This is a genomic window from uncultured Microscilla sp., assembly GCF_947493425.1.
Taxonomy (GTDB): domain Bacteria; phylum Bacteroidota; class Bacteroidia; order Cytophagales; family Microscillaceae; genus Microscilla.
The window spans coordinates 1-11,226 of sequence record NZ_CANLRP010000227.1 but is presented as its reverse complement, the minus strand read 5'-3'; the positions used below and the strand labels follow the sequence as shown (position 1 = coordinate 11,226).

Annotated in this window: 15 protein-coding genes; 8 read left to right on the top strand and 7 right to left on the bottom strand. The window is 44.4% G+C overall.

Going from position 1 to position 11,226, the window contains the following annotated elements:
* From Q0954_RS30550 to Q0954_RS30525, 6 genes are all read left to right on the top strand, one after another.
* The coding region (locus Q0954_RS30550) for a hypothetical protein (protein WP_299464595.1) at positions 1–1,544 on the top strand (1,544 nt) is incomplete at its 5' end.
* Positions 1,534–2,160 (top strand): hypothetical protein, encoded by a 627-nt coding sequence (locus tag Q0954_RS30545; RefSeq protein WP_299464592.1) that lies wholly within the window; start codon positions 1,534–1,536, stop codon positions 2,158–2,160. The genes Q0954_RS30550 and Q0954_RS30545, both read left to right, overlap by 11 nt.
* A gap of 38 nt (positions 2,161–2,198) precedes the next feature.
* Positions 2,199–4,067 (top strand): 2'-5' RNA ligase family protein, encoded by a 1,869-nt coding sequence (locus Q0954_RS30540; RefSeq protein WP_299464589.1) that lies wholly within the window; start codon positions 2,199–2,201, stop codon positions 4,065–4,067.
* Positions 4,068–4,098: 31 nt separating this feature from the next.
* On the top strand, positions 4,099–4,593 hold the full coding sequence (locus tag Q0954_RS30535) for a hypothetical protein (RefSeq protein WP_299464587.1): 495 nt from the start codon (positions 4,099–4,101) through the stop codon (positions 4,591–4,593).
* A gap of 11 nt (positions 4,594–4,604) precedes the next feature.
* Positions 4,605–5,084, top strand: a complete 480-nt coding sequence (locus Q0954_RS30530) for a hypothetical protein (protein WP_299464585.1) — start codon at positions 4,605–4,607, stop codon at positions 5,082–5,084.
* Between the two features lie 31 nt (positions 5,085–5,115).
* Positions 5,116–5,301 (top strand): hypothetical protein, encoded by a 186-nt coding sequence (locus tag Q0954_RS30525; RefSeq protein WP_299464583.1) that lies wholly within the window; start codon positions 5,116–5,118, stop codon positions 5,299–5,301.
* 2 nt (positions 5,302–5,303) lie between these two features.
* Here Q0954_RS30525 and Q0954_RS30520 read toward each other — a convergent pair whose 3' ends face one another.
* From Q0954_RS30520 to Q0954_RS30510, 3 genes are all read right to left on the bottom strand, one after another.
* Positions 5,304–6,152 (bottom strand): competence protein CoiA family protein, encoded by an 849-nt coding sequence (locus tag Q0954_RS30520; RefSeq protein WP_299464580.1) that lies wholly within the window; start codon positions 6,150–6,152, stop codon positions 5,304–5,306.
* Positions 6,153–6,213: 61 nt separating this feature from the next.
* Positions 6,214–6,384: a DUF1660 family phage protein gene (locus tag Q0954_RS30515; protein ID WP_299464578.1), complete on the bottom strand. Its 171-nt coding sequence runs from the start codon at positions 6,382–6,384 to the stop codon at positions 6,214–6,216.
* Between the two features lie 37 nt (positions 6,385–6,421).
* Complete coding sequence (locus Q0954_RS30510; RefSeq protein WP_299464575.1) at positions 6,422–6,916, bottom strand: hypothetical protein; 495 nt, start codon at positions 6,914–6,916, stop codon at positions 6,422–6,424.
* A gap of 165 nt (positions 6,917–7,081) precedes the next feature.
* Here Q0954_RS30510 and Q0954_RS30505 point away from each other — a divergent pair, with 165 nt between their 5' ends.
* Positions 7,082–7,771, top strand: a complete 690-nt coding sequence (locus Q0954_RS30505) for a hypothetical protein (protein WP_299464572.1) — start codon at positions 7,082–7,084, stop codon at positions 7,769–7,771.
* Positions 7,772–7,941: 170 nt separating this feature from the next.
* On the opposite strand, the gene Q0954_RS30500 is transcribed toward Q0954_RS30505, so the two are convergent.
* From Q0954_RS30500 to Q0954_RS30490, 3 genes are all read right to left on the bottom strand, one after another.
* Positions 7,942–8,511, bottom strand: coding sequence for an SH3 beta-barrel fold-containing protein (locus Q0954_RS30500; RefSeq protein ID WP_299464569.1), 570 nt, complete (start codon positions 8,509–8,511; stop codon positions 7,942–7,944).
* Positions 8,512–9,447: 936 nt separating this feature from the next.
* On the bottom strand, positions 9,448–9,702 hold the full coding sequence (locus Q0954_RS30495) for a hypothetical protein (RefSeq protein ID WP_002702428.1): 255 nt from the start codon (positions 9,700–9,702) through the stop codon (positions 9,448–9,450).
* A 274-nt stretch (positions 9,703–9,976) separates the two neighbouring features.
* Positions 9,977–10,360 carry a helix-turn-helix transcriptional regulator gene (locus tag Q0954_RS30490; RefSeq protein ID WP_299464565.1) on the bottom strand — a complete coding sequence of 128 codons (384 nt, stop codon included), beginning with the start codon at positions 10,358–10,360 and terminating at the stop codon, positions 9,977–9,979.
* 139 nt (positions 10,361–10,499) lie between these two features.
* On the opposite strand from Q0954_RS30490, the gene Q0954_RS30485 reads away from it, so the two are divergent.
* Positions 10,500–10,781 carry a hypothetical protein gene (locus Q0954_RS30485; RefSeq protein WP_299464562.1) on the top strand — a complete coding sequence of 94 codons (282 nt, stop codon included), beginning with the start codon at positions 10,500–10,502 and terminating at the stop codon, positions 10,779–10,781.
* A 164-nt stretch (positions 10,782–10,945) separates the two neighbouring features.
* Here Q0954_RS30485 and Q0954_RS30480 read toward each other — a convergent pair whose 3' ends face one another.
* Complete coding sequence (locus Q0954_RS30480) at positions 10,946–11,176, bottom strand: hypothetical protein (protein ID WP_299464560.1); 231 nt, start codon at positions 11,174–11,176, stop codon at positions 10,946–10,948.
* Positions 11,177–11,226 lie beyond the last annotated feature (50 nt).

Below are 11,226 nucleotides of genomic sequence, written 5' to 3'. Positions count from 1 at the left end.
CACGTACTCCGGTAAACCTGTTTATGGCGGGGCAAGGGGCAGGCAAAACCCACGGGGCGGGTTTGGTCTCGTTTCGTTTGATTAGCAACTTCCCCAAGGTATTTGGTTTTATGGGTGCCAACACTGACATGCAACTGACTGATTCTACCTTGTACCGGGTCTTTTTGGTGTGGAAAGACCTGGGGCTGGAGGAGTATGATGAGCACACGGGGGAGGGTGACTATGTGGTGGGCACCCAACCTCCCAGGCATTTTAGCCGCGAAGGGCACGCTTTTAAAAGCTATCGCAACAAGATTAGTTTTTGGAATGGCTGCGTAGTTTTTATTGGGTCTTTGGAAAACTATAAAGCCCATGACGGGAAAGAGTTTGCCTGGGCGATTTTGGATGAAACCAAAGACACGCGCGAAGAAGCGGTGCAGGAAGTGATCCTGGGAAGGCTTCGCCAACAAGGTTTGTATATTAGCCAGGCAAGGGCGGGGGCACTTACTAGTGAGGAATATGATGAAGGAAGCCCTGTAGCAGCTAACCTCCCTTTTAATCCTTTGTATATTTTTACTTCTCCTGCCAAGGTGCCTTGGATCAACGATTGGTTTGAGTTGAGCGAGTATGAAGAAGAAATCAAGGCAAAGATTTACGATCCTCCGCGCTACTTTAAAAAGAAGGTCAGCGGGGATTCTAAGTTTGTGGTGATTTCGGCTACTCACCTGAACCTCAAAAACCTGCCCTCTAACTATATCAAAAAACAAGAAGCCAACCTTGCCAGCCATCGGCACGGGATGCTGATTTATGGAGACCCCCTGGCCAAAAGTGGAGGAGAATTTTGGAAACAATGGGATGCCAGCGTGCATTCGGGGAATTATTATGATGCCGTGTATGACCCGGCTCACCCACTGGATATTACCTGGGACTTTAATGTGCACCCTTATGTGACCTGCGTAGTCATTCAGGTATTTGTGCGCCCAGAGGAAGGAATGATTGATGTGTATATCCTGGACGAGATACTGGGTAAGACGCCTCGCAATACAACCCCTCATACCTGCGAAGATTTTTTGAAAATATACCAATCCCACCAGGGGCGAATTTATATCCACGGTGATCCATCGGGCAAAAACCAGCAAACCAAAACCAGAGACAAACGCTCTGACTTTAAAGTGATTGCTCAGCAGCTCAAGCCCCACTTTACCAGCCTGCGCGATATGGTGCTGACCAAAGCCCCAGGAGTTTCAGAGAGTGGGGATTTCATCAACCTGATCTTAGAAAAACAAAGCTATGGCATTCGGTTACACGTAGACAAAGCCCGTTGCAAAACCGTGATTCGGGAGTTTGAATACACCAAAGAAGCCGAAGATGGCACCATCAGCAAAAAAACAATCGAAGACACCAAACTCAAAATTCGCTACCAACCCTTTGGACACATTTCAGATGCTTTGCGCTACTTTTTTGTGGCAAAATTTGCGAAAGAGTACAAAAAATTCAGAGGGAAGGGCACCAGCCAACGCAAAACGCAAACTGTACCAAGAAAACGATCAAAAGATGCATTCTAACTTTTTACACCGCTACGACTACCGCCGAAGGTTAAGCGAGGCGGACTTGCTTGATTTTATAGAAGGGGACTGGGGCAAGCTTGCCGAAGCCCAAAAATCGGCCATCGAAGAAATGGGGGAGTATATGGCGACGCGTTCGCCGTTGCCCCAAATATTCATCCGGCTGTTTGCCTACAACGGCACTAGCCAAAGTTTTGCGGCGGGAGAATGGGTATGGGTAAATACGGCAGAGGATAGCAGCTTGCCACCGGAAATAAAATATTACAGGGCGCGTAAGGAAGTACCAGCAAGCCAAAATACTGACTTGCCAGGTGCCCTTCCTGATTACTGGCAGCCCCTTGCCACCGACCCTCGCAGTACCATTGTGCGCGATTTTGTGGTAGACATTGCCCTTTATAGGGTGGTACCTGCCAATAGCCCGGTAGAGATTGCCAGTCAGTTTCGGCAATTTTATGATGACGCCATTGCCTGGTGCAAGGTATACATGAAAAACGAGCGTCCGACTCAGTTGCCTCAAGAACCTCCTGGGGACCGGGGGATACTTATTGCAGGTGGGAAAGTAAAACCTGGCAACGACAGGCAGGATAGCCGGGGGAATGATTATAAAGGGTGGTAGAGTTTAAAAGTTACATACACATTACAAATGATTGCCAAATGTCTAAAAAAACAAAAAAACGATCTACTGCTCCTTCTGCTGCTCATCACCTGAGCGCTTTTGCCTCGGTATTTCAATACGGTAGAGACCGGGTAACGATTGCCGACTGGATGCAAGCCTGGCGCATTGCCGAAAGCCCGGTAATGCCTCGTACTTACCCTTTGATGGAAGTCTATGATATGGTGTGTATTGATGCCGAAGTAATCACCGCCATCAATAACCGCAAGAACAAAGTGCTGGGTGAGCCCTTTCTGGTGCTTGATCCTGACGGCAATTATCAGGAAGCTGCCACCAAAAAGCTCAGGGGCAGTTGGTTCGATGATTTCATCAATGCCGTGCTTGATGCGGAGTTTTTTGGTTACTCGTTGATTGAAATAGGGCAAGCATTGAACGAAGATGATTATTCGATCAAAGAAATCAACACCGTTGAGCGGCGTAACATTATTCCTGGGCGAAAGTTAGTGCTTCCTTATCCTTTCTCTGCTTATGGTGAGGGCATTGATTTTAGCGCCGACTATTTGAAGCGCTGGTATATCTTCTGCCATAGCAAACGTTTCCCTTTGGGCTTGTTGTTGTACGCGGCGCCTTACGCCATTCTTAGCCGGGATGCCCTCATAAAGCACGCTGACTTTAACCGGGATTATGGCAAGCCCTATAAGATTGTGCATACCGATAAAGAAGGAGAAGAACGCCGTGAGGTATTGGATGCTTTGCTCAATGTAGAGGAAGAACTCAACGGAGTGTTTGACATTGAAGAAAAGGTAGAGATTGCTTTTCCCTCCGGAGGGGGCGGCACCGTGGATACCTTTGATAAAATGGATGAGAAGGCAAGCAAAAAACTACTCAAAATCATTCAGGGGCACGTCAAGCTGAGCAACGATACCGAAGGCGGTGCCCAAACCTATATGAACAAAGACAGCATTGCCAAAACGCCTAGCGAAGAGATTAGGGAGTATGATATGGCAAGGGTAGAGGCAGTAGTAAATGAAGAACTCTTTCCTCGTTTGCTCGATTTCAACTATCCGTTGGCAGGGCATTCGTTTGTCTTTTTAGATACCCACCTCCGCGAACTCCAACGCCAAAGGAAAAGTATCTCGGAGACGGCGCTCACCCTTGCCTTGAATCATTTCGAGGTAAGCACCACCGAGTTTGAGAAAGCCACGGGAATTAAGGTAAAAAAGAAAGTGACTTTGCCAGTAGACCAAAATGTAAAGGAAGTAGCCAAAAAGGGGGCTGAGAATGATACAAATACTAACACTGCCACGGAGTCTGAAGCTAATGAGGAAACGGGCAACCAGGTAGATAGTACGAGTAATCTTGATACTGACATCGAAGTTGCCAAAAACCAAGACTTTTTTAAATATGGGGCAGTGACTTTGCCCATTAGAGATAAAAAACTATGGGTGAGCCTACTGCCAGACATCGATATAAACGACTTGTACATCTGCCCCAAGGCAGGAGTATACGGCTACGAAGATACGCCCCACATTACTGCCTTGTATGAAGTACATGCTTTGCCCAACGCCTTGGAAAAAGTAGAGGTGTTGCTCTGCTCTGCCCAACAAGAAATAGAGGTACAACTCACCGCGATTTCAGTATTTGAGCAAAAAGACAAGGACTATGAGGTACTAAAATTTGAGGTGGCAAGCCCGACATTGGTACAGCTCCACGAAGCATTAAAAGCAGAACTTAAACATACTTTGCAGTATGAAACCTATCAGCCCCACGCCACCATTGCTTTTATAAAAAAAGGAGCCGCAAAGAAATACACGGCTACCAAAATAGAGCAGCCAATCAAGCTATCTCTAAGCGAAGCGATATACAGTGATGGTAGGGGGAACAAGACACTCATCAAATTTGCCAAATAACCAAATAAATAGAGAGTAAAACTAAATGCTGATGATCGACGAACGAAAATTTAAGAAAGTCATGCGTGGCATGCCTAGTGGCGTGGGGCGGGTCATGCTGCGCTACGTTCAGCGCAACTTTGCCAGTCAGTCATACCGGGGCAGTGCCTGGCAAACTCGCCGAAACCCTCACAACCGCAAGCCATTGCTAGTAGACACGGGCAAACTCAAAGCTTCTTTTAAAGTAAGAGAAGCCAATTGGCGGGTGATTAGGGTAGGCAGCGATCGGCAAACAGCAGGCAGTAGTGGCAACGCTCACCTTGCCCAGCTCCACAACGAAGGAGCTCAGGGTGTTGCCACCGTGCGTACTTATACCCGGCGAGGACGGCGCAACGGTGGATCAGTGAGGGTACATAGCCACCGCAGACAAAGCAACTTGCCCCAAAGACAGTTTATGCCCATTCCAGGTAAAGAACCACTCCCTCCGGAACTTTGGGCAGCCATTGAAAATTTTGTAAGCGTAGAGTTAGACAAAGTATTTAAATAGAACGCATAAAAATGATTGATTTATACAACGAATTAGAGATACGCCTCAAAACACCCGAAGTAGGCATTCGCCATTTTAACTTGTGGGAAGGGCAGTTTGATAATACCAGCGAAAAATTTCCTTACCCCCTGCCCGCTGCTTACTTAGAAATCACCCGCGAAGACACCAGTCCGCTGGGTGACAAGGTACTGCTGGTCAAATCGAATTTTACCCTGCACTTGGGCTGCAAAGATTACCGACCTGCCAAAACCGGCGCCAAGGTTACCACGGGCAAAGGTATCCTTTTGCTCTCCCAAGTGATTACCGCCCAGCTCCACGGATGGCAATCGGGCAAGTTTGGTACGCTTACCCAAGTGAGTAGGCGCACCGTGAATGGCAATGGGTATTTGTATAGGGTGGAGCAAGAGTATGAGATGAGTTACAAGGATTATTCGCCGCAGGTGGAAAGAGAGAAGGTTGATGGGGATAAGGTAGCAGTAAGAATAGAGTAATGCTACCATTAGTGTTAAATTATATTTAGCAATGAGCCAACCTGCCGAAGGGGATGAGTTTTCTCACTATTGTTTTCACTGCCACCAAAAATCTACTCAGCATTACCTGTATTCAGAGAAGGAACAGGTAGAGTTTGAAGGAGATACAGTAGAGATTATAGACTCTTTTTATTTGTGTTTACTATGTGTACAGGTGAACAAGATAGAGGATATATAAACTTACCCGTTTCCCCACCACTTTGCCTGGCTATCTATAAAAATATTGCTCTCCGGGACGCTTAGCTTGTCGTTGGTCAAGTGAAAAAATGGTCGGTTACTTTGAGTTTTAAAATCTTTGATCAAATCTGCTTTTTGACCATACACAGGGGTTTTGAGGCGTTTATATGTTTTCTCATATCCACCCACGCACCGTTCTTCTCCATTTTCAAACCAGGTGGATACTTCAATATATCTGGTAGCTTTGCCATAATGCACAGGAGTTAAGATACTGCCACTGCCTGGATACCAGTAATAAACCCGGCCATAATACAAAGTATGTAAAAAACGCTCAAAAAGTCTTGGTCTGAATGCTTCTTCGCCCAATGCTTTAGCGAGTGGCACCACCCAAAGGATGTAGGCCCCTCTTTTTTTATATTGTGCAGTGCGATGTAAAATTTTAGGAATGGAAAGTGTGCTGGCTTGCACCTCTATCACCACTCCTTTTCCGTCGATCCTTCCGCTTATATCAGGTCTGACCATCTGGTAGCCTTTACGCTTGTTTGCCCACAAGGGTCTTTCTACTTCCCAGCTGCCGTTTGAATATGCTTGTTGTAAAACAGCTGCAATTTCGTTTTTACAGTTTTTATGCAGGTCACTTTCTTTGGTCCCTACCGGACTATGCCTGGCACTGTACGCAAAGTGGTCACGTTTTTCTACACATCTTCTAATCCTTACTTCTTCATAAGTATCAGGGCAATAGAAAGGGGCATCTGTTTTAACCGCTTGTGAAATATGTACAGCTTGGTTGTCAGCAGCACGTTTGGCAACTAGTTTTATCTTATCAGGGGTAGAATTGTACTCGTAAGGCATACAGATCAAATTATTAGGTTTGTAAAATGTTGGACAGCTGGAGGAAGGGGCAACCCACCTCTTATACATCCACCCACCCCTCCACCGAATACCTTGATACCTGGGTTTTGCCACAGCGGGTACAGCGCCTTTTGAGGCTGTCGCCTTGCCATTTGTGCCCCCATATTTTGCAAGCAAGTGGGGTAGACTTGCCTTTAGCTTCAACTTTACTTTTATCAGGAGTCTTATTCATGCCTGGAGTCATTCTTTGGTTAAATAATCAGTAATGGCTACTTGCTTTTATAGTCTACTTCTTTCAACAACTGGCGCACGGTTTCGGGGCGGTAATAGAACTTATGCCCCAGCAAACGACACAAAAAGCTAATGTCGCCCAGAGTTTGCCATTTCTTAAAGGCTGCCCGCACTGCTTCGTGGCGGCGGGTGCTATCCATCCAATCAGTTGACTTGACCTGTTGCCGGATGTGCATCAACTCTTCTACCCCCACTTTCACCTCTGCCAGGTCTGCTTCTTTGAGCCGGGCGGCATGGCGCAAAATGAGGGCATACACCGAACGAGGGCGGTAATAGTATTTGTAAGCCAGGGTTTGGCAAATGACTTCCGTCGATCCATACTTGATCCTTTGCAGGTACTTAAAGCTGCCCAGTACATCGTCGCGGCGGCGCACGGCGGGTTCTTTGGTTTCGTCTGCCTGGTATAGCTGCTCTATCATGGCTTCGAGGGCTACTACCTCCCAGGGGGGTAGCGCGCTATGTGTAGTGCTCATAGTGTTTGGCTGTTTTTGCCTACTAAATTACAAAAAAGTTATCAAACCCTAATTCACTCTCTATCATACACTTAAATGTGTCTATCCTGAAAAAAAGCCCCAAAAACGAGCACTTGTTTCTCTTAGCTTTCGCCTTGTTCAAAAATCAAAACAATGCAAACATTGATGAAACAAATCACACGCAAACACCTGGCAATAATGCTGGGCTTGTTGTTATTGGGGACCAGCCTGGTGGTAGGCTGTAACAAAATCATCCGGGTAAGCAAAGCCCCGGATGAAAAACTCAGCCCCGAAAAAATGGTATTGCCTCGCTTTGTGGCGGGCAAGCTCACCCAAAAACTAAGGGAGGTGCTACCCGATACTTTTGCCCGTGTAGAGACCAGGCAAATATTGCCTCTGGGCGACACCAAAACGGTGCTCATCGAGGGCAAATATGCCGTAGGTGGTATCCAGTTTCTGGAGGAATCAGCAGATAAAGTGGGCATGACACTCTCTTATGACCTGGAACAGTTCTTTGCTTTTGTGGCAGCCAAACTCAAAGAAGAACTCACTGCCAGCGGCAAGACAAGCCCGGAGATCATAGAAGCCTTGGGTTTGTCGCTGGATATTTTGTTTGCCTACTACGAAACCAAAGCCCAAATACCTGTGCAAGGCAAGGTCAACACTGTTTTTCCGAACTCAGCGGCCGCCACTGCCCAAGTGTTTTTGTCTCAGCTCCGCTTGCTTTACTTTCAGGTAGTAAGCCGGGGGGATGGGGTGGTGCTAAAAATGGGTTGGAATCCAAAGGTGTTTGAAGCCTTTTTGACCGATGTGTTGGTAGGGAAGTATAAGGTAAAGGTAGTGGAAAAGGAGTGAGTAGTGAGTTGCCCTAAAACAAAAAAACCTGAAGGAAAGTAGATAAAGACCTACTCATCCCCCAAGATTCTTCAATCAGCTATGTATTACAAAGGTATGTTTATTTCTGTTAATTTAAAATAGCACTGCTTATTTTTTTAACATTTTAATCAAGTAATAAAAACTGGAGTCTAAAACTCCAGTTCCTCCTCCTGATAATATAGCCTGAATATTTCGCCCTCTTGCTGGTTAAAGTTCCAGTCAACCTCAAGGGTTGCCAGTTCCTGCATCAGCTCGCTTACCTTTTCCTGAGTTGCCCAATAACCTGCTTCACGCAGGGCTTTCTTTAGGTGTAGGGTAGTCAGTATTTTATGTTGGTTAAAGTAAGCCGTGGCTTGTTTTTTCACTACTTCATAGCTCAGTTTTTTGAAGCGCAGGGTGTGGTATTCAAACTCTTCGTTTACCGGGTTCAGCTCAAATAAAACATTCAACTCTTTTAATCGGTCGATGTGCAGTTTACGCCACTCTCCTTTGTCGAGGTTGTAGTAGTTAATCCAGCCTTGATCTTTGGGTGGGTTATACTCTGCCCCGTTTGGGTGATCCTTTGCCGGGATCAGGCTAAAATTTAAGGTTGCTTTCCGCACATTCAGGGTGCCGTCTAACTTGATGTAGGCGACCTGTACGATACCTTTTCTTAAATCTTGTTTTAACTCCTCCTTAGTAAGGGAGTTGGTAGCGTTGGTATAGGTTGCTAAGGTCATTGTAGTAAGCGTTTTGGTTGTTGTTGATTAATTAATTTATGAACCAAAGTACGACAAACATACACCCACTACCAAGCACTTAATCCCTTGATAATGAGTTGAATAAGATTAGTTGCAAAAGCGTGCATTTCGCCCCAAAAGCTGCCATTTTTCCTCCAATATGTCCCCGGTTGTCCCAAAACGCCTATGCTGTTTTCACCATTTGCCAGTATCTGGCTATCCAGTAGTTTGCCTATTGCACTATAGCTATCAAACTTGCCCCAAGCCCGCCTAAAATCTGCACTTTACCAAGGGAACAAAACGTCTCAAAATATTGCTTTTCGCAAAGAGTATTACTTCGTCATTAGTTGGGCAAAAGCGAGTTGATAAGAGCACATAATTGATCGTGCTTAGCGGGTAATTATAAATCAAATAAATAATTTTTTATGCAATTAAAACTAATCAATATACCCACAGAAAAACCCAGATTTCTACTTCTTAATTCTGGTGATTTTTTTACCGCGCCTAAAGGTGTACCTTATTCAGTAGCTCAAGTGCAAGGACTGTGTATACAAGCAGATGGCACGTTGTCTGTTAATTTTGATTGTTATTTCAAAAATGGATACAATCTATTTCACGAAGGCAAACTATACATTCAGTAGCACCCTGTTACCTTCACAACCAGCGTGTGTATTCTCTTTACTATAAAACGGGCGGATATTTCTTTCCTTGATGTCCTGTATCATGATACCGGGGATGAGTCCTGGCAGCAGCCAATTGCCAAAAAAATACAAGAAGTACAAAGCACACTCAGTACCTATGACGAAAATTGGTCAGGTGATTATCAGGATTGTCTGGAAGCGTTTTTTGAAGAAGAGTTGGGGGGATGGATAAAAAGTGTTGGTTTGTGATAGAGGCTGGACTGGATCATCAACCAGCCCCTTGATTTTGTCTGGGTTAGTTAATGCTGTGGTCAAAATATGGGTGAGGCATCAATTCCCGAATATCGTTGTCCTTTACAAACTCATAATACTCAAGAACTCTTTTTCGGTCGCTGGATGAATGAAGAATATGCGTCGTAAGTTCGCCTGGTAATTCTTTTTCCCGGTTGAGCCTGAGCGCATCCACATATAATAATACCCCTGTATCGTTTAATTCATTGTTATCATCAAAGAAAACGAACTGTTTGAACATTAACTGGTCTTTTTTCATTTTGTCACATTATTTATCATTTACTGCCCGTTTTTGCGTGCACACCATAAATATACAGCATAAATCTGTATTTTTTATGCGCTACTTATTGAAAAGGAGTCAGGGTTTTATTTGTAATACCAGGCAAGCACCAAACCCAGCGGTTAAGTTGAATTACCGCTGGGTCTTACTTGATGATACTTACTTACATACTTACACCCCCCTTTTTTAGCTTCTACTTTTGTGAACGCTACCCGATTTGGAAATAAAAAACAACATTGGCAGTTGAATTTTCTCACCCTTTTTTTAGAGGGCTTGTGTTTTCTTTGTCTGCTGCACCAGTAACTACCTTAAGAGTATGAGCCAGGTCTCGAATATGCTCCTTCAACCACTCATTTTCTTTTTTCAAGTCTTCCACCATTTTGTGTGGTGCCCCTACCACGGATACAGAATCTTGTTCTTTGAGTATTACATCTCCTTTTCCTGATAAAAGAAAATCATAAGAGATATTATATACTCTTTTTAAGAGTATTACAGTTTTCACATCCAGGCTTTGAGCCCCGTTCTCTATTTTAGCCACCTGCTGCTGTTTAAGCTCTATTTGTGCCCCAAAGTCTGTTTGATTTAACTTAAGCTGAAGTCTTGCTTCCTTAAATCTTTGTCCAATTTCTTTATTCATATTCATTTTCCACAAAAAAAGAGTAATAAATACTCTTTTTTATTGTATTTTAATCTTTTAAATTGTATATTTGTATCATAATATTAAAAACAACACAATAATATACATTATTTAAGAGTAAACAAAAAACTTAAAAAAGATGAATCACATAAAACAAAGAACAATTGTAGCATTAAGCAGCGGAAAAGTTCAAATTACCACTAACGGAAAAGCTGACGAGGCAACTTTAAACCTTGATTTGATCCCAGCTAAAAAGCACCAGCAAATCGGTAAAGAAAAACACCAGGGCAAGCAGCTCACCTTTTACAGCCTCAGCGAGGAAAAATGGAAAACCATCGATTTTAGCCAGGCAAGCGAAATAAGAGTTCTTACCTACTTTACCCAGAAAATGCCTGTAACCATTTTAAAGAAATTAATATAAAGCCAGACAAAACCAAGCCCTTGCCCTACCTCTACAGGTGGGGCATTGCTTGTTGGTGCAAGCTACAGGCAGGTTACTAATGATCGTTCGTCTTTTTATCTTTTTTGGTTGCCTCAAAGCAATGCCCCACCAACTTCATAAAAATTGGTGGGGCTTTCTGTTGCTTATTTTGCTTCACGATTTGCTTCGGCAAGTTGCTCGGCTTGTTCCATTAGGAGGTGGAGTTCTCCATCCAGCCTATCGATGATCTCCAGTTCTTTTTCATAAAAGGCTACATCTACCAATGTGCGGGAATCTTTGGCGTGTTCCAGGGCTCTTTCGGCAAGCAGGCGTTCTTTGCTGAGCTCTTCGCTTCGTGTGGTCAGCAAGGCATACAGTTCTTTCTGGGTATTCATTTGATCTCTGTTTTATAGTTTGTATAAAAACACCGGGACAAAGCCGCCCC